15 protein-coding genes are annotated in these 17562 nt (G+C 69.9%); 9 read left to right on the forward strand and 6 right to left on the reverse strand.

All coding sequences use genetic code 11. From position 1 onward, the window contains the following. Positions 1–11: 11 nt before the first annotated feature. A complete protein-coding gene (locus EWH70_RS13460) occupies positions 12–278 on the forward strand; it encodes a type II toxin-antitoxin system Phd/YefM family antitoxin (RefSeq protein ID WP_130475886.1) in 267 nt (88 codons plus the stop codon). Beyond that, entirely contained in the window at positions 266–691 is a 426-nt protein-coding gene (locus EWH70_RS13465; protein ID WP_205669115.1) for a type II toxin-antitoxin system VapC family toxin, read from the forward strand. Before EWH70_RS13460 ends, EWH70_RS13465 begins: the two co-directional genes overlap by 13 nt. A 12-nt stretch (positions 692–703) precedes the next feature. Here the strand turns inward: EWH70_RS13465 and EWH70_RS13470 are convergent, their stop codons facing one another. The 3 genes from EWH70_RS13470 to EWH70_RS13480 are packed head-to-tail and all read right to left on the reverse strand — an operon-like array spanning position 704 to position 4902. Then, a complete protein-coding gene (locus tag EWH70_RS13470; RefSeq protein ID WP_130475696.1) occupies positions 704–2545 on the reverse strand; it encodes an alpha-L-fucosidase in 1842 nt (613 codons plus the stop codon). A gap of 55 nt (positions 2546–2600) precedes the next feature. After that, a complete protein-coding gene (locus EWH70_RS13475; protein ID WP_130475697.1) occupies positions 2601–3374 on the reverse strand; it encodes an SGNH/GDSL hydrolase family protein in 774 nt (257 codons plus the stop codon). A 49-nt stretch (positions 3375–3423) separates the two neighbouring features. Further along, on the reverse strand, positions 3424–4902 hold the full coding sequence (locus tag EWH70_RS13480) for a GAF domain-containing protein (protein ID WP_130475698.1): 1479 nt from the start codon (positions 4900–4902) through the stop codon (positions 3424–3426). A 101-nt stretch (positions 4903–5003) separates the two neighbouring features. Between EWH70_RS13480 and exaC the strand changes: the two genes are divergently transcribed. Both exaC and EWH70_RS13490 read left to right on the forward strand, forming a co-directional pair. Continuing rightward, entirely contained in the window at positions 5004–6527 is a 1524-nt protein-coding gene (gene exaC / locus EWH70_RS13485; RefSeq protein WP_130475699.1) for an acetaldehyde dehydrogenase ExaC, read from the forward strand. Continuing rightward, positions 6527–6871 (forward strand): DUF779 domain-containing protein, encoded by a 345-nt coding sequence (locus tag EWH70_RS13490; RefSeq protein WP_476692386.1) that lies wholly within the window; start codon positions 6527–6529, stop codon positions 6869–6871. The genes exaC and EWH70_RS13490 overlap by 1 nt, the downstream gene beginning before the upstream one ends. 43 nt (positions 6872–6914) lie before the next feature. Here EWH70_RS13490 and EWH70_RS13495 read toward each other — a convergent pair whose 3' ends face one another. Continuing rightward, complete coding sequence (locus tag EWH70_RS13495) at positions 6915–8507, reverse strand: beta-N-acetylhexosaminidase (protein ID WP_205669116.1); 1593 nt, start codon at positions 8505–8507, stop codon at positions 6915–6917. Positions 8508–8737: 230 nt separating this feature from the next. Between EWH70_RS13495 and EWH70_RS13500 the strand changes: the two genes are divergently transcribed. Then, entirely contained in the window at positions 8738–10510 is a 1773-nt protein-coding gene (locus EWH70_RS13500) for a serine/threonine-protein kinase (protein WP_130475700.1), read from the forward strand. Between the two features lie 412 nt (positions 10511–10922). Here EWH70_RS13500 and EWH70_RS13505 read toward each other — a convergent pair whose 3' ends face one another. Together EWH70_RS13505 and EWH70_RS13510 are read right to left on the reverse strand one after the other, a co-directional pair. Continuing rightward, on the reverse strand, positions 10923–12479 hold the full coding sequence (locus EWH70_RS13505) for a dolichyl-phosphate-mannose--protein mannosyltransferase (protein WP_240686968.1): 1557 nt from the start codon (positions 12477–12479) through the stop codon (positions 10923–10925). Positions 12480–12500: 21 nt separating this feature from the next. Further along, positions 12501–13136, reverse strand: a complete 636-nt coding sequence (locus tag EWH70_RS13510; protein WP_130475701.1) for a hypothetical protein — start codon at positions 13134–13136, stop codon at positions 12501–12503. 52 nt (positions 13137–13188) lie between these two features. Here EWH70_RS13510 and rsmI point away from each other — a divergent pair, with 52 nt between their 5' ends. The 4 genes from rsmI to EWH70_RS13530 all read left to right on the forward strand — a co-directional run bounded on the left by rsmI (position 13189) and on the right by EWH70_RS13530 (position 17557). Beyond that, on the forward strand, positions 13189–14034 hold the full coding sequence (rsmI, locus tag EWH70_RS13515) for a 16S rRNA (cytidine(1402)-2'-O)-methyltransferase (RefSeq protein WP_130475702.1): 846 nt from the start codon (positions 13189–13191) through the stop codon (positions 14032–14034). Positions 14035–14110: 76 nt separating this feature from the next. After that, on the forward strand, positions 14111–15250 hold the full coding sequence (locus tag EWH70_RS13520) for a serine hydrolase domain-containing protein (RefSeq protein ID WP_130475703.1): 1140 nt from the start codon (positions 14111–14113) through the stop codon (positions 15248–15250). 63 nt (positions 15251–15313) lie between these two features. Then, positions 15314–15727: a hypothetical protein gene (locus EWH70_RS13525; RefSeq protein WP_130475704.1), complete on the forward strand. Its 414-nt coding sequence runs from the start codon at positions 15314–15316 to the stop codon at positions 15725–15727. A gap of 198 nt (positions 15728–15925) precedes the next feature. Further along, positions 15926–17557 carry a peptide ABC transporter substrate-binding protein gene (locus tag EWH70_RS13530; RefSeq protein WP_240686969.1) on the forward strand — a complete coding sequence of 544 codons (1632 nt, stop codon included), beginning with the start codon at positions 15926–15928 and terminating at the stop codon, positions 17555–17557. The last annotated feature ends 5 nt before the right edge of the window (positions 17558–17562 follow it).

The following is a 17562-nucleotide window of genomic DNA, read 5'->3' on the forward strand; positions in this document are numbered from 1 at the left end:
CTGTGCGTGAGATGACAGCGACCGAGGCAAGCCGGAACTTCCGGCGGGTGCTGAACCTGGTCGAGGCCGGTGAGTCCGTGGCGCTGACCCGCTATGGCGAGACCATCGCCACCATCGTCCCCACGCCACGGTCGAACGCCGACGCGGTGCGGTCCATGCTCGACGACTGGCATGCCAGTCCGGAGGCCGCCGCGATCGATGACGAATTTGCCGAGCGTGTCGCAGCCGTGCGTGCCAAGGACTCGGCCGAACTGGACCGGGACCCGTGGCTCGACTGATCCTCGACACGGGGGTCGTGATCTGCGCGGCTCGAGGCCTGCTCGACACGGACAGCACCATGCCGCCGGGTAGCGATCTGGCGGTGCCGGCGGTGGCGGTCGCCGAGTACCTCGCGGGTGTCCTGGCTGATGAGGACGGGAGCCGGTCTGCCGCACAGCGGGGATTCCTGGAGCGGTTCCTGGGCGTCGTGCCGGTGTGCGACTACGACCGTGAGGTCGCGGCCCACCATGCCGAACTTCTCGCGTACACGCGCGAGACCGGACAGCACCGTGGTGCCCTGGATCTGATCGTCGCCGCGACCGCCCGGGCGACCGGTCGCGTCCTTGTCACCACCGACGAAAAAGCCCGGTTCGGCGAGTTGCCCGGTGTGGTGGCCAGCGTCGCCAGCGTCAATCGCGCTCGCCGACGCTGACCACCTGGAGGCCTAGGCCGGGTACAGCTGCGTCGTCGGGATGACCTGCTCCGGCGTGTTCGGGCTGGACCACAGGAGTTTCGCCACCGCCTCGTTGGACTCCTTGCGGAAGTCCAGCCGGATCTTGTGCCGTTTCCCGGCCTGCAGGTCCACCGCGACCGACGACAGCAGCGGGCCGTGGTCCTGCCAGTTGTCCACCACCAGCTTGTCGTCCACCCACAGCCGGACGGTGTTCGACGTCAGCGTCGTCAGCGTGTACCGCTCGCTGAACCGCGGCTGCACGAAACCGGTCCAGCGCCCGGAAAAGCCGGAGTACAGGATCGTCGGATCGGGCGAGCCCTGGTACTTCCAGTTGTAGTTCACCAGCGGGTCGGTACGGGTGACGGTCGGCGTCCCGCCGGGTTTGCGGTTGGCCCAGAACTCCGCCTTGAGCCCGGTCCCCGTGCCGATCGCGGCCGGTGCGGGCGGCGCGACACCGATGGCGATCACCGTGGCGATGTCGTTGGTCGGGGCGCCGGACGGAGTCAGCGTCACCGTGTCACCGGACCGGCTCACCGCGACGCGCTGCGTGCTGCCGAGCACCCGCGCGCTACGGACGTCGAAGCCCGACAACGCCTTCAGCGTCAGCGAGCCACCAGCGCCCGGCCAGCGGTAGACCGAGGCGTACAGCGTGTCGCCCTTCCTGCTGACGCTGCCCCAGTCCGGCTCGGCCACGATGCCCGGCGTACCCGCGCCGTGGACGGCATCGGCCTGCCGGTTCCGCACGAGCCAGGATCCCATGGCACGCAAGCGATCCACGGACTCCGCCGGAATCCTGCCGCGCGCGTCCGGGCCGACGTTGAGCAGGTAGTTGCCGCCGCGGCCGGCGATCGAGATCAGGTTGCGGGTCAGGTCGGCAGGCGACTTCCACCGGTTGTCCCACTTCGCGTACCCCCAGCTGCCGTTGAGCGTCATGCACGACTCCCACAGCTGCCCGGAAACCGGCTCCGCCGGAATGGTCTGCTCCGGCGTACCGGTGTCGCCGTCGACCAGCCTGCGCTTGCCGACGCGGTTGTTCACCACGATCTTCGGGTCCAGCGTACGGACGTAGGCCTCCAGCGCCTCGCCGTCCTGGGTCAGCCACGGGTTGCTGGGCCGGTCGGTGCTCCACTCGCCGTCGAACCAGAACACCGACGGCTGGTAGTTGTCCACGAGTTCCTTGAGCTGGGCGTACATCCGCTCCTTGTAGCGGCCGAACGTCGACGGGTGGACGGCGTCGGGGTCATTCCAGTCCCAGATCGAGTAGTAGAAGCCCAGCTTGATGCCGTGCCGCTCGGTGGCGGCCTTCAGCTCGGCGAGGATGTCGCGGTTCTTGTCGAACGACGAGTGGTCGCGCAGGTTCCACCGGTTGACCTTGGTCGGCCAGAGCGCGTAGCCGTCGTGGTGCTTCGACGTGATCACGATGTAGCGCTGGCCTGCCTCCTTTGCCGTGCGTGCGATGGCCTCGGCGTCGAACTCGGCCGGGTTGAACTCTGCGGCGAACCGCTCGTACTCCGCCTGCGGAATCCGGCACTGCCGCTTGATCCACTCCGCGTCGCGGCAGACGGTGCCGTCTGGTCTGGTGTATTCACCCTCCAGGTGTGAATACACGCCGAAGTGGATGAACATCCCGAACCGGTCCTCACGCCACGCGCGGGTGCGCTCGGACGTCAGCGGATCGTCGATCGCGTGGTTGGTTCCCGGACCCGACGCCGGCGGGCTCGCCTGCGCCACAGTCGTCGGATGTGTCGGCTGCCCGGTATCGGTCAGCAGGCCGACAACGAGCGCGGTCGCGGCCGCGGAAATCAGCGCCGTGCGCCAGGTCTGCCAGGACATGGAACAGCACGCTAAGACAGCGATAGGTCAGATGTATACCGCCGACCGTGGTAGGTCAGACAGGGCGGACCGGGAGCAGATCGGGCTGTTTCGGCAGGAAACCGTCGCCGGGCGAGCGGCCGATCAGCCGATTGCGCACGCGCGAGATCGCCACCGGTCGGACCTCTCGCCACAACCATGCCGCGTGCCCACGCACGCCGGGCTGGGGCGGCGGACCGGGCAGCGGTTCCAGCCAGGACGGCTGCGTGCTGACCCCGAGCACGGTGAGCAGGTGTGCCGCGAGCCGCCGGTGCCCATGGTGGGACAGGTGCAGCCGGTCGCGGCCGAAGTACCGCAGGTCGTGCACGGCCGGGTCCGGGCCGATGTCGACCAGCAGCGCGCCGTAGTGCTCGGCTGCGGCGGTGATCGCCTCGTTGAGGACGGTGATCCGCGGCCCCAGCCGCCTGCCGAGCGGCATGCGGCGGGAGATGTCGCTCAGCGTGAACACCGCGACCGTCGGCGCGATCTCGGTGGCCCCGCCGACGGCGGTGTCGACCCGGCGGCGGATCTCGTCGTCGCTCCAGCCGCCGGACATCACGTCGTTTCCGCCGCCGAACAGTGCGATGAAGTCCGGCCGCAAGCGTTTGGCAACCGGCATCTGTTCGGCGACGATCTGGTCCAGCCTGCGCCCGCGAACGGCCAGGTTCGCGTACCGGAGGCCGGGCTGCTCGTCGGCGAGCCGCTCCGCGACGAGGTCCGCCCAGCCGCGGTAGCGGGACCCGTCCGGGTAGGGGTCGTCCAGGCCCTCGGCGCAGCTGTCGCCAAGGGTCACGAACCGTTCGAAGGGCATTCGGTACTCCGCAATCCGCCGTTAACCAGACGGACAGGGTACCGGCAACTCAGAGACGGCCGCGGTGGGCGAGCAGGACAGCCCGTCGCGGGTCGTCGGCGGGCAGCCGTTCCAGCAGCGCGTCGATCACCTCGAGATCGTCGGCGCCGCAGGAGGTCTCCCAGAACGTCCACAGCGGCTCGGCGCCGTCGCCGTCCAGCACGACCCGCCGCGACAGCGCGGTCAGCGACTCCCGCTCCTCCCGCACGGCCGGCGACTCGGACGCGGGCAGCAGCGGACCGCCGAACGCCGCCGCCACCCCGGCGGCCGACCCGGACCGCACCGCCGCCCTGGCCCGCAGGAAGTCCGCGTCGACCGTCGCGGCCAGCCGGTACGGCCGGGTGCGCACCACCGCGGAGCCGAGCTGGCCACGCAGCCGGTGGATCTCCGCCCGCACGGTCACCGGGTTGCCCGCGTCGCCGTAGAGCAGGAACGCCAGCTGATCCGAGCGCAGCCCCTGCGGGTGCAGCGCCAGCAGGGCCAGGATCTCGGCGTGCCGCAGCGTGATCGGCACCTCCTGGCCGTCGACGGTTGCCGTCGGATCGCCGTCGTCGAGAAACCTCAGCCGCAGCACCGGTTGCGGCGCGCTCGACCGGGGCCTGCGCTGCAGCCGCAGCAGGTATCCCTCCGCCAGCGGCTCGACGGTGGCGAGGCGGCCGTCCGGCAGGGTCACCGTGCCGCCGGCCGGCCGGATATCCACAGTGGACGGAAGCGGGCCGCAGGACTCGGTGGCCAGCACCCGCCCGGTCCGCGACAGCAACGCGCCCGGCTCGCCCCGCAACGCCGTCAGGTGCGGCATGTTGAGCAGCCGGAGCCGCTCGTCCCGCACGGCCAGTTGCGCGGCGAGCTGCCCCTCCGCCAGGCGGGCCGACGCGGACACCAGCGCCAGCGTCGCCGGGTGGACCGTCCGCAGTGGACCGCTGACGTCGATCGCGCCGAGCAGCCCGCCGGTCTCCGGGTCGCGCAGTGGCGCCGCTGCGCAGGTCCACGCGTGATAGGTGCGCACCAGGTGCTCCGCCGAGTAGATCTGCACCGGCTCGCCGGTGGCCAGCGCGGTGCCCATCGCGTTGGTGCCGATGACGTCCTCGGTCCACCGCGTGCCCTCCGACAGGTGCACCCGGTCGGCCCGCAACCGCACGTCGGTGGCGCCCTCCCGCCACAGGATGTGCCCCTGGGCGTCGGTGACGATCATGATGTGCTCGGCGTCGTCGGCGATGCTGACCAGCGTCTGCCGGAGGATCGGCAGTACTGCCGCAAGCGGATGGGCGGAACGGACCTCTTCCAGCTCGGCGTCCTCGTAGACCAGCGGCGGCGGGGTGCTGTCCGGGTCCACGTGGGCGGCCAGCGAGCGGTTCCACGAGTCGGAGACGACCGACCGCGGCGACCGCGGCGCAGGAACCCCGGACAGCACCGCCTCGTGGACATGGGCGAGCAGCCGCGCGTACGACACCGGGTCGCGCAGCAGGTCCGGGGCGGGCCGCTCTGCCACACCCTGAGCGTAGAGACCGCCGTCACAGCGCTGCAACGTCGGTGCAACGTGGCGCTGCCTACCGTCCCGGCCAACCTCAGCGACGAGCCAGGAGGACGCAGATGACCAGGTACGCAGCACCCGGCACCGAGGGTGCCGTCGTCGACTACGAGCCGCGCTACGACCACTACATCGGCGGTGAGTACGTACCGCCGGTCAAGGGCAACTACTTCACCAACCCGACCCCGGTCACCGGTCAGGTGTTCACCGAGGTCGCCCGCGGCACCGCCGAGGACGTCGAACGCGCGCTGGACGCCGCCGAGGGTGCCGCCCCGGCCTGGGGCAGGACTGCCCCCGACGAGCGGGCCGGCGTGCTGCTCAAGATCGCCGACCGCATGGAGCAGAACCTGGAGAAGCTCGCGGTCGCGGAGAGCTGGGAGAACGGCAAGCCGGTCCGGGAGACGCTGGCGGCCGACATCCCGCTGGCCATCGACCACTTCCGCTACTTCGCGGGCGCGCTGCGGGCCCAGGAGGGCGGCATCTCGCAGATCGACGACTCCACCGTCGCCTACCACTTCCACGAGCCGCTCGGCGTCGTCGGCCAGATCATCCCGTGGAACTTCCCGCTGCTGATGGCGACCTGGAAGCTCGCCCCGGCGCTGGCCGCGGGCAACGCCGTGGTGCTCAAGCCGGCCGAGCAGACACCGGCGTCGATCCACCTGCTGCTCTCGCTGATCGGCGACCTCATCCCGCCCGGCGTGCTGAACGTCGTCAACGGCTTCGGTGTCGAGGCGGGCAAGCCGCTGGCGTCCAGCCGTCGCGTGCGCAAGGTCGCGTTCACCGGCGAGACCACCACCGGCAGGCTGATCCTGCAGTACGCCAGCGAGAACATCATCCCGGTCACCGTCGAACTCGGTGGCAAGAGCCCGAACATCTTCTTCTCCGACGTGGCCGACGCCAACGACGCCTTCTACGACAAGGCGCAGGAGGGCTTCGCGCTGTTCGCGCTCAACCAGGGCGAGGTGTGCACCTGCCCGTCGCGTGCGCTGATCCAGTCCGGCATCTACGACCGCTTCCTCGACGACGCGGTGGCCAGGGTGGAGCGCATCAAGCAGGGCGACCCGCTGGACACCGAGACGCAGATCGGCGCGCAGGCGTCCAACGACCAGCTGGAGAAGATCCTTTCCTACATCGACATCGGCAGGCAGGAGGGCGCGAAGATCCGCACCGGCGGCGAGCGCGTCGACCTCGGCGGTGACCTGTCCGGCGGCTACTACGTGCAGCCCACGGTGTTCGAGGGCGACAACAAGATGCGGATCTTCCAGGAGGAGATCTTCGGCCCGGTGGTGTCGGTGACCCGGTTCGACGACTACGACGACGCCATGAAGATCGCCAACGACACCCTCTACGGCCTCGGCGCCGGTGTCTGGTCCCGCAACGGCTCGGTCGCCTTCCGCGCGGGCCGCGACATCCAGGCGGGCCGGGTGTGGGTGAACAACTACCACGCCTACCCGGCACACGCGGCCTTCGGCGGGTACAAGTCGTCGGGCATCGGCAGGGAGACCCACAAGATGATGCTCGACCACTACCAGCAGACGAAGAACCTGCTCGTGTCCTACTCGGACGACGCGCTCGGCTTCTTCTGATGGAGCGGGTCGCGTTGACCGGCGCCGCCGCCGACCTGCTGCGGCGGCTGGTGGCCGAGCACGGGCCGGTGATGTTCCACCAGTCCGGCGGCTGCTGTGACGGCAGTGCGCCGATGTGTTACCCGCGCGGCGAGTTCCGCATCGGCGACCTCGACGTGCACCTCGGCGACCTGCGGGTCGACGGTATCGACCCGGTGCCGGTGTGGATGTCCGGCGCGCAGTTCGAGTACTGGAAGCACACCCACCTGACCATCGACGTGGTGGCCGGGCGGGGTAGTGGGTTCTCGCTGGAGGCGCCCGAAGGCGTGCGCTTCCTGATCCGGTCCCGGCTGCTCGACGGGTGAACACGGCGGAGGGGGCCGCACCCGGGCGCGGCCCCCTCCGTCGTCACTTCCAGTCGATCTGCGGCGACCGGTAGAAGTCGATGCCCTGCAGGGCCAGGCGCGGCCCGTGCGCACCCAGCCGGGTCCGGAACGACTCCCAGTCGTGGCTGGCCGCGGCCGACCAGGCCAGCTCGGCCACCGCGGGCAGCCTCGGGAACGCCATGAACTCGATGTCGTCCATCGTCCGCAGCGTCTCCGACCACAGCGGCGCCTCGACGCCGAGGATCGCCGACTCCGGGACCACCGGGAACTGCGTGCCGGGGTTCCAGTCGTAAGCGGTCTTGACCTCGATGTAGCCGGCCCACTTCAGGCCCAGCTTGGTGTTCTCGTCGTACTTCATGTCGAGGTACACCTTGGGCGCCGGGGAGAGCAGCACCTTGCCGCCGCGCTTGACGTGCTCACTGACCGCGGCGTCGGTGTCGTTGGCGGTGAACCAGTACTGCGCCACCGTGTCGGTCGGCGGGGCCGCCTTGGCGATCTCGTGCCAGCCCTGCGCCTTCTTGCCGTACTTGGTGACCATCGGGATCACCCGGTCCATGAACTTCTTGTAGTCCGCGTCGGGCGTCGAGTGCGCCTCGTCGCCGCCGATGTGCAGGTACGGCCCCGGGGTCATCTCGGCCAGCTCGCGGATGACGTCCTCGACGAACTTGTACGTCACCTCGGAGTCGATGCACAGCGAGCTGTAGCCGACCTCCATGTCGGTGCGCGGCGGCACCGGCTTGCCGTCGCAGTTCAGCTCGCCGTAGACCGACTGGGCCGCGTTGGTGTGACCCGGCAGGTCGACCTCGGGAACGACCGTGATGAATCGTGACGCCGCGTAGCTGATCAGCTCCTTGTAGTCGGCCTTGGTCAGGAAGCCGCCGCCGACGCCGTCGACACCGGTGCCCTCGCCGCCGCCCTCGGGAGCCAGCCGCGGCCAGCTGTCGATCTGGATGCGCCAGCCCTGGTCGTCGGTCAGGTGCAGGTGCAGGTAGTTGATCTTGTACTGGGCGATCTGGTCGATGTAGCGCTTGATCTCCGGCAGCGTGTGGAAGTGCCGGGCGATGTCCAGCATCGCGCCGCGGTGCTCGAACCGCGGGTAGTCGACGATCCGGCCGCCGGGCAGCGTCCACAGCTTCGGCTGGGGCCGCTTGGCCTCGATCTGGGCGCCGAACAGCTGACGCAGCGTCTGCACGCCCGCGAACAGGCCCGCCCCGGTGTTGGCCCGGACGGTCACGCCGCCGCCGGCGACGTCGAGCTGGTAGCCGTCCTCGCCGATCCGCGGGTCGGCCTTGCCCAGCTGCAGCGAGATGCCGGGGCCGAACGAGTGGCGGGGGTTCACCGGGAGCGGGTAGCCGGTGGCCGGGCGCAGTACCCCGGCCAGGTACTCGCCGACCTGCTTGGCTTCCTTCGAGCCGCGCTCGGTCTTGATGGAGCTGATCGGGGTCAGCCAGAACTTCGAGTTGTTCGGCTTGGTCTCGACCGGCGCGGGGATGACATCGGTGAGTTTGCGGGCCTCGGCCGCGGGCTGATCGGCAGCCGCGCCGGGTGCCGCCGCCACAGAGGCGGCCAGCACGGCCGCGCCCAGCAGCGTGGTGAGGGACAAACGCTTCCGCACGGAGCACCTCCGAATGGGGAAGAGAGACCCATAAAGGTATAGACCAATGCACTAAAGGTCACAATGTTCCGACCGGCTAATTCACGCTGTGTGATTGAATAAGTGAATCCGCTGACCGGCTGTGGCCGTCCCGTGATGAACCGGTGGGCGCCAGCGGCGTCCTCAGGGTGGGACGACATACTGGTCTTCCGGTACAACGGCAATAACGAACGAGGAAAAGGAGCGGGGGCGTGGACTCATTCGCGAGCTCGTTGCTCTCGTTCGCCCACAGCATCTTCGGCCCGGGCTTCTGCCCCGGCGACTGGGTGTGGGCGACGGGGACCGCGGGCGCGCTGATCGCGCTCTTCCCGATCGCTGGCGCGATGATCATCGCGCTGATCCGCAAGTTCACCGGGAACCGCTACGACCTGACGATGATGGGCGTCTTCGGCGTCGTCGCCGCCATCATGGTGCTGCTGTTCCCCGCTCTGCTGTTCAGCGGCGTGTCCAGCACGTTCCGCGCGGTCAACGCCGGCCAGACCGGCGGCCTGACCAGCGCCGAGCTGGCCACCAAGGACAAGTCGTTCTGCTGGGTCGACGAGGGACAGGACAAGTACCTCGGCGGTGGCGAGAACGTCTTCGAGGCGCTGTTCTACCCGTCCGGCAACGGCCTGGCCTACGGCTTCTACCTCGGCGCCCTGGTCGGCCTGCCCGCGCTGGCGCTGCTGTTCACCATGCTGCTGGCCCGCACCTCGCTGCGTCGCGGCCCGAAGTGGCCGGCGCGGTTCTTCTGGATCCCGTTCGTCCTGATGTACGTGTTCACCCTGGGTGTCAGCGCCAACACGGCCGTGCACCTGTGGCTGGGCTACGTGCCGATCACCGTGCTCGGTGTCGTGCCGGTGGCGCTGGTCGGCGCGCCCGCGTGGTCGACCATCCAGCGGGCCGAACGACGGCAGGCCGAGGCCAAGCTCCGGCAGGAGCAGCAGGAGAAGCCGCCGCCCTACGTCCCGCCCGCGCAGGACAAGCCCGCCCTGCCACCGCCGCCGCCCCCGCCGGCCAAGCAGTACCCGCAGACCGCGCTGGCCGAGGCGCCGTCGCCGGAACTGGCTGCCGCGCCGGGGCCCGTCCCGCTGCCACCGGGGTCGATCAAGGCGGGCGGCAGCCGGTACCGGCGGGTCCGCCAGCTCGGCGCCGGTGGGTTCGGGACCGTCTGGCAGGCCGTCGACAACCAGCTCGGCCGCACCGTGGCGCTCAAGATCGCGCACGCGCCCGACCGGGACACCGCGGAGCGGATGAACCGTGAGGCCAGGGCGCTGGCCGCCATCCACCATCCGAACTGCGTGCGGGTCTACGACCTGGTGGAGGAGCCGGACGGCCTGGCACTGGTGATGGAGTACCTGGAGGGGCAGTCGCTGGCGACGGCCGTCGACGGCGCCGGGCCGCTCGACGACGTCGCGGCCGGGCGCCTGTGGGCCACGATGGCCGGCGCGCTGTCGGCCGCGCACGACAAGGGGGTGCTGCACCGTGACGTCAAGCCGTCGAACGTCATCGTCGACCCCGGCGGCATGCCGCACCTGATCGACTTCGGGATCGCCCGCAGCAAGGGCGACTCCACGCTGACCGCCACCGGCATGATGATCGGCACCCCGGACTTCGTCGCGCCGGAGACCGCGGCCGGCGCGCCGGCCAGCCCGGCGTCGGACGCCTGGCAGCTGGCAGCGACGGTGAGCTACGCGTTGTCCGGTCACCCGCCGAGGGGCACCAGGGAGACGCCGATGGCGGCCCTGATGGCGGCGGCCCGCGCCGAGCCGGCCAACCAGCTGCCGCAGCGAACGGTCCACTCGCGCCTGCTGATCGCCTCACTCGACCCCGAGCCGCGCCGCAGGCCGACGCTGAACGCGGTGCGGCAGGAGGTGGAGGGCTGGCTGGCTCGCCAGGGGACGTCCACCGACGGCCCGGTCACCCGGGTCGTGCCCAGGGCGGGCAACTCGGCCGGCTTCCGCGCCCCGCACCAGGGCTCCTAGCGCCCGTGCCCAGGGAGGCGAGTCTTCCGGAACGCGAATGACGCGCCCGGCGAAGCCCGGTGTGGGTTGGCTTGTCGCATGTCCCCCAATGTGGCATTGGGGTACTTGAACTCCCCCAATGTGGCATTGGGGGAGTTCGCCGGTGGCCGGGGTGGTTTCGTTCGTGGTGACTGGTGGGGTTGCCGAGCCTGCTGTGACCGCTGAGGTCGCCGAGGCCGCGACACCGGCGCCGCAAAGCTCGCGAAGGCCACCTTCATCACATGAGACGACAGGAACTCGGCCTTCACGAGCGGACCCGCGAGTCCCACCGTCACGCACGCGAGTTCCACGCTCCGGCACGCGAACTCCACCGTCCCGCAACCACCCCACACCCGCGGAAATGCCGGGCCCTCACGGCATCGAGGCAGGTGCCTCAGCGCCAGGAGGGCAGCCAGAGTTCGGCCTGCCAGCGTTCCTGGGTGATCGAGTCGCCGTTGAGGATCGGCCACAGCCAGACGAAGTTCGCCACCACCAGGCCGACGTACAGCGCCACGACGAGCAGTCCCGTCCCGCGCCGTTCGACGCCCAGCTTCGCCGAACCGAGGATCTGGCCGAGGATCAGCGTCAGGCCCAGGATCAGGAACGGCGCCATCGGCGTGGCGTAGAAGAAATACATCTGCCGGTCGAGGTTGATGAACCAGGGCAGCAGGCCGGCGAGGTAGCCGACCAGCACCGCGGCGTAACGCCAGTCGGCGCGGAACAGCCACCGCCACAGCCCCCAGGCGAGCATCGGCAGAGCCAGCCACCACATCGCCGGCGTGCCGATGAGCATGGTCGCGCTGACGCACTCCGTCTCACCGCAGCCTGCCGCGGCCGTGCCGGACGCGTAGGCGTAGAGCATCGGCCGCAGGCCCATCGGCCAGGTCCACGGCTTGGACTCCCACGGGTGCGGGTCGTCGGCCGGGGTGTTCAGGCTGGAGTGGAAGTCGAGGACGTGCAGCGAGTACTGCGCGAGCGACTGCAGTGCGTCGGGCACCCAGGCGAAGATCCACCACGGCTGGATGTTCTTCATCTCGACCAGGTGCCGGTCGGTCGCGGTCTCGCTGGCGAACCAGAAGCCCCACGTCGCCAGGTACACCAGCAGCGGGATGGCCACCAGTGCCCACAACGCGGGCAGGACGTCCCTGCGCAGGGTGCCGACCCATGGCCTGCTCACCCCCGCCGCCCGCCGCGCCGCGACGTCGAAGGCCACGCAGAGCAGGCCGAACGCGACGATGTAGTACAGGCCGGACCACTTGACGCCCAGCGTCAGGCCGATCATGACCCCGCCGGCGAACCGCCACCAGCGGAACCCGAGCTTCGGACCGAAGCGGGATTCGTCGAGCCAGCCCTCGCGCACGGAAACGGCCAGCCGTTCGCGTACCTGGTCGCGGTCGACCAGCAGGCACGCGAACGCGGCGAGCACGAACAGCGCGAGGAAGATGTCCAGCATCCCCATCCGGGCCTGCAGGTGCAGCACGCCGTCGCAGATGACCAGGATCCCGGCGACGGCGCCGAGCATGGTGGACCGCGTCAGCCGCCGAGCCACGCGGACGGCCAGCAGGATGATCAGCGTGCCGGAGAGCGCGGCGGTGAACCGCCAGCCCCAGCTGTTGTAGCCGAGCAGCCACTCGCCGATGGCGATCAGTTGCTTCGCGACCGGCGGGTGGACGACCAGTTCGTAGCCGTAGTTGTCCTCGTAACCGCCGTTGCGCAGCATCTGCCACGCCTGCGGGACGTAGTGCTTCTCGTCGAAGACCGGCGTGCCCTTGTCGGTGGGGTGGCCGAGGTTCTGCAGGCGGATGACGCCGCCGATGACGGTGAGCACCAGCGTGACCACCCAGCCGCGGAGCCGGTCGGTCGGCATCGGCCTGCCGAGCAGCGTGGCCTCCCGGTCCGACGGCGGTTCATCCACGCCGGACCGCGACTGGCGCGTCAGGACTGTGGTCACGGGCCCGATCCTACGGGGAGCTCAGCGCACCTTGCCCGCGGCGGCGGCCGCGAACCGGCTGAGCACTTCCTCGCGCCAGAAGGCACTGGTCGCCGGACCGTCGTTCTTGGCGAACGACACCGCTGTCTGGCCGCCCAGACGGAACATCAGCGGACCCTGGCGGCAGGTGGCCTCCCAGACCTCGGTCTCGTTGGCGTCGCAGTGCCGCCCCGGCGGGACGTTCGGCGCGATGCGGGTGAACTCGAAGTACTTCTCGACCAGAGCCGGGTCGCCGACGGCGGCCACCCGGATCCACAGTGTGCTGTTCGCGTTCGTCTCGCCGGGCAGACGGAAGCGGAACAGGCACTCGCCCGCGGCGGCCGTGGTCTGGTCGGTCCACGCCTGGTCGGCGGCGAACTCCGGGAACGAGCGCGGCCGCACCTGCCGGGGCGTCTGCTCGACGTCGGTGGCGCCGAGCAGTACCGCGGAGATGTCACCGGTGGAGAGCAGGGAACACGCGTCGGGCCACTGGCTCGCCGGTACGACGGCGCCCGGTGCGGCAGGGATGGGGACCTCGCCGCGGATCATCGGCTCGCCGATCTCCGCGCGCTCGCCGCCGACCGTGGAACAGCCTGTGAGCAGCAAAAACAGGGCCAGTCCGGCCATGGCGAAGCGCATGGCGCGACAATACCCAGCACACCGAGGGCCCAGTGGCGAAACGAGGAAACCCATGTCCGAACGAAGCGGCAGGCTGGTGCTCGCCGCGACGCCGCTCGGTCACGTCGGTGACGCATCGAGCCGACTTGTCGACATGCTGACGGTGGCGGACGTCGTCGCCGCCGAGGACACCCGCAAGCTCCGCGCGCTGGCCTCCGCGCTCGGCGTGACGCCGGGCGGGCAGGTCATCTCGTTCTACGAGGACGTCGAGACCAGCAGGCTGCCGGTGCTGCTCGACGCCGTCCGTGACGGGCGGACCGTGTTGCTGGTGACCGACGCCGGGATGCCGAGCGTGTCGGACCCCGGCTACCGGCTGGTCGCGGCCTGCGTCGCGGAGGATCTCGCCGTGACCTGCCTGCCCGGGCCGTCGGCGGTGACCACGGCGCTGGCGTTGTCCGGGCTGCCGTCGGACCGGTTCTGCTTCGAGGGATTCGCCCCGCGCAAGCCGGGGGAGCGCGCGCGGTGGTTCGGGATGCTGGCGGCCGAGCAGCGGACGACGGTGTTCTTCGAGTCGCCGCACCGGCTGGCCACCACCCTGGCCGAGGCCGCGAGCGCACTGGGTGACGCCCGCCGGGCCGCCGTGTGCCGGGAGCTGACGAAGACCTATGAGGAGGTCCGCCGCGGCACGCTGGCGGAGCTGGCGGAGTGGGCTGCCGACGGCGTGCGCGGCGAGATCACCGTGGTGCTGGCCGGCGCCGAACCGCCCGTGGCGGACATGGGCGAACTCGTCGAGCGGGTCGCCGAACGGGTCGCCGGTGGTGAACGGCTGAAGGCGGTGGCCGCGGAGGTCGCGGCGGCGTCCGGCGTCTCGAAGAAGGAGCTGTACGACGCGGTGGTCGCCGCCCGCGCGGGGCGCTGACTCCCACCGTGGGCTGAGGCCGGAAGTCGGATCGTGGTCCGATCCGGTTCGCACGCCCGACTGTCACCGTTGCCCCATGCGAACTTCGAGAACGGGCAAGCTGATCGTCGCCGTGCTGACCGGCGCCGCGTTGATCGCCGGGACGGGACCGGCCGGGGCGGGCGGATACGACGGGGCCGAGTTCCGGCGGGACGTCCGGACGCTGCACGAGGACGGGATCATCGGCGTGCACGGCCGGGTCAGTACCGAACGTGGCCAGTGGACGGCGGCCGCCGGGGTGGCGGACCGGGAGACGGGTGCGCCGGTGTCGCCGCGCAGTCACTTCCGGATCGCCAGCAACACCAAGACGTTCGTCGCCGTCGTGATGCTTCAGCTGGCCGGTGAGGGCAGGCTGGGCCTGGAGGACACCGTCGAACGGCACCTGCCCGGCCTGATCCGGGGCAACGGCAACGACGGCCGGGCGATCACGATCCGGCAGTTGCTGCAGCACACGAGCGGCCTGCCCGAGTACCGGCAGGCCTGGCCGCCGACCCCGGAGTTCTTCGAGCAGATCCGGTACCGGCACTTCGAGCCTGGCGAGCTGGTCGGGCTGTCGCTGCGGTACCCGTCGACCGGCGCGGGGCACCACTACTCGAACACCAACTACGTGGTGGCGGGGATGATCATCCGCGCGGTGACCGGGAACTCCTGGGCCACGGAGGTCGACCGCAGGCTGATCCGCCCACTGGGCCTGACCGGCACCAGCGTGCCCGGCGACGATCCGTCGATGCCGCCGCCCACCGCGCGTGGGTACCAGCAGTGGTTCCCCGGCCCGCTGATCACCGACGTGACCGAGCAGAACCGGTCCGGCAGCGACGCGGCCGGGGCGATCATCAGCACCACGGCCGACCTGGGCCGCTTCTTCCGGGCGTTGCTGGCCGGGCGGCTGCTCGCGCCGGCCCAGCTCGCCGAGATGAAACGGCTGGTGCCGGTCGGCGACGACCGGCAGGCCGGGTACGGCCTCGGCCTCGTCCCGTTCCGGCTGAGCTGCGGCGGGGTGTTCTGGGGCCACGGCGGGCAGACCACCGGCTACCTCAGCACGGTCGGCGTCTCCGAGGACGGCCGCCGTTCCGTCGTGCTGTCGCTCACCGGGCTGACCGGCAACTCTCCAGCGGATCTGGAGAAGCCGAAGGCACTTTCGGAGCGGATGGTCGACCGGGTGTTCTGCGACCGCTGACCCGGCCGCAATTGAGTAGTTGTACCGAGGTCGCCCGGACGCCGGAACTGCCAGGCTGACCTGGTGGACGACGACCCGATCAGGCCGCGGAACGTGGTGCTGGGCCTGGTACTGGCTGCTCTGATCGGTGGTTGCCTGATCGGCGCCCCGGTGATCCTGCTCCAATCGTTCGGCGAAGCATTGCTCGGCGCTTTCGGGGAACGTTCGGGCGGTGGGGCGAGCCATTTGCTCTGGGCTGTTGGCTGGGTAATCGTCTTGCCACTGGCCGGGTGGATCATCGCCGGCCTCGCGGAGTGGAAGACAGCCCGCCGACTTTTCGGCGTCCTGCTGGCGCTGGGTGCCGTGGCCGCTGTCCTCCTGGTGCTGCTGGACGGGCTCCGCTACCGGCGCGAGTTCCGGCCCCCGCCGGCTCCGGAGCCGACCGGGTACCACTGCGCCGAGCACAGTGGCGGAACCGCCGAATGTCCCGGCGGTTGACGGCCCTGGGCGGCCGCACCTTGAGCATCCGAACCGGTGAAGAGGTGCGGCCGTTCGGCCCAGTGCGAAAGTTTCTGGAGGCAAGAGTGATCGGTTCGTAACCGACCGGATTCTGTGACCGGTACCACTTCGCCGCTAGCGTCCACGCAACGGCCGGACGGGTGTTCGCCGGCAGTGGATTCTGGGAGGCGATCGGTCGTGCGGGTTCGATCCGGTGTGTCGGCGGTGGCCGTCGTCGCGGCGTCGGCACTGGTGTTGTCCGGCTGCGGGGGCGGCGAGGGATCCGGATCGGGTGGCACCGAAGGCACGGTGACGATCTTCAACGGCGAGCCGGAAAACCCGCTGATCCCTGGAAATACCACCGAGGCATACGGCCAGACGGTGATCGACCCGATGTTCACCGGGCTGATCGAGTACAACCCCGACACCGCCGAGCCGTACAACGCGGTGGCCGAGTCGATCCAGACCACCGACTCCAAGGTCTTCAAGGTCAAGCTCAAGCCCGGCTGGAAGTTCCACGACGGCACCGACGTCAAGGCCAAGAACTTCGTCGACGCCTGGAACTGGACGGCCTACGGGCCCAACGCCACCCAGGGCGCGTCGTTCTTCAGCGCGATCCAGGGTTACGACGAGGTTCACCCGAAGGACCCCGACGGGACCAGCGGTCCGCAGAAGGCGCCGCAGCCCGCGGTCGACAAGATGTCCGGGCTGAAGGTCATCGACGACCTCAACTTCGAGATCACGCTGTCCAAGCCGTTCTCGGTGTTCCCGACGACGGTCGGCTACGGCGTGTTCTCTCCGCTGCCGGACGCGTTCTTCGCCGACCGCAAGGCCTACGAGGCCAAGCCGATCGGCAACGGCCCGATGAAGTTCGACTCCCGCGAGGTCAACAGCTTCATCAAGCTCACCCGCAACGACGACTACCAGGGCGAGGACAAGGTCAAGTTCAAGGACCTGGTGCTCAAGGTCTACCAGAGCCGCGAGGCCGCCTACAGCGACCTGATCGACAACAACCTCGACTTCATCGAGGAGCTGCCGACCAGCGCGCTGGCGGGCCAGCAGTTCCGCCGCGACCTCGGCGAACGCGTGGTCGAGAAGGACTCGCTGATTGTCCAGCAGGTGTCCTTCCCGTTCTACCGCAAGCCGTACGACAACCCCGACCTGCGCAAGGCCATCTCGATGGCCATCGACAGGGACACCATCACCAAGCAGATCTTCGACGGCACCCGCACGCCAAGTGACGGCTGGGTGCACCCGCTGATCAAGGGCTACCGGCCGGGTCAGTGCGGCGAGTTCTGCACGTTCGACCCGGTCAAGGCCAAGGAATACCTCGCCCGCTCCGGCCACAAGGGACCGATCCAGATGCAGACCAATGTGGACGGCGGGCACAAGGAGTGGGCCGAGGCGGTCTGCAACAGCGTCAAGAACGCGCTGAACACCGAGTGCCAGTTCGTCCAGGTGACCGACTTCAACGAGCACCGGCGGATGGTCAACGCCAGGGAGATGGTCGGCATGTACCGCTCCGGCTGGATCGCCGACTACCCGTCGATCGAGAACTTCCTCAACCCGCTGGTGAAGACCGGTGGCTCGTCCAACGACGGTGAGTACTCCAACCCCGCGGTCGACGCCAAGCTCGACGAGGCCGACCGGGCGCCGAGCGAGGCGCAGGCCATCGAGCTGTACGCGCAGGCCGAGAAGATGGTCGCCCAGGACATGCCGATCGTGCCGCTGTGGTCGCAGAAGACACAGGGCGGCCGGTCGGATCGGCTGAAGACCGCCAAGCTGGACGCCTTCCGCAAGCTCGACCTGACCTCGGTCGAGCTGGCCTGACCCGC

This window comes from Amycolatopsis suaedae (assembly GCF_004214935.1).
GTDB lineage: Bacteria > Actinomycetota > Actinomycetes > Mycobacteriales > Pseudonocardiaceae > Amycolatopsis > Amycolatopsis suaedae.

What these genes read in the sequence shown, in the direction of transcription:
- exaC (WP_130475699.1), top strand. Translation starts at nt 5,004, where the DNA reads ATGACCAGGTACGCAGCACCCGGCACCGAGGGTGCCGTCGTCGACTAC.
- EWH70_RS13490 (WP_476692386.1), top strand. Translation starts at nt 6,527, where the DNA reads ATGGAGCGGGTCGCGTTGACCGGCGCCGCCGCCGACCTGCTGCGGCGG.
- EWH70_RS13475 (WP_130475697.1), bottom strand. Translation starts at nt 3,374, where the DNA reads ATGCCCTTCGAACGGTTCGTGACCCTTGGCGACAGCTGCGCCGAGGGC.
- EWH70_RS13460 (WP_130475886.1), top strand. Translation starts at nt 12, where the DNA reads ATGACAGCGACCGAGGCAAGCCGGAACTTCCGGCGGGTGCTGAACCTG.
- rsmI (WP_130475702.1), top strand. Translation starts at nt 13,189, where the DNA reads ATGTCCGAACGAAGCGGCAGGCTGGTGCTCGCCGCGACGCCGCTCGGT.
- EWH70_RS13520 (WP_130475703.1), top strand. Translation starts at nt 14,111, where the DNA reads ATGCGAACTTCGAGAACGGGCAAGCTGATCGTCGCCGTGCTGACCGGC.
- EWH70_RS13510 (WP_130475701.1), bottom strand. Translation starts at nt 13,136, where the DNA reads ATGCGCTTCGCCATGGCCGGACTGGCCCTGTTTTTGCTGCTCACAGGC.
- EWH70_RS13470 (WP_130475696.1), bottom strand. Translation starts at nt 2,545, where the DNA reads ATGTCCTGGCAGACCTGGCGCACGGCGCTGATTTCCGCGGCCGCGACC.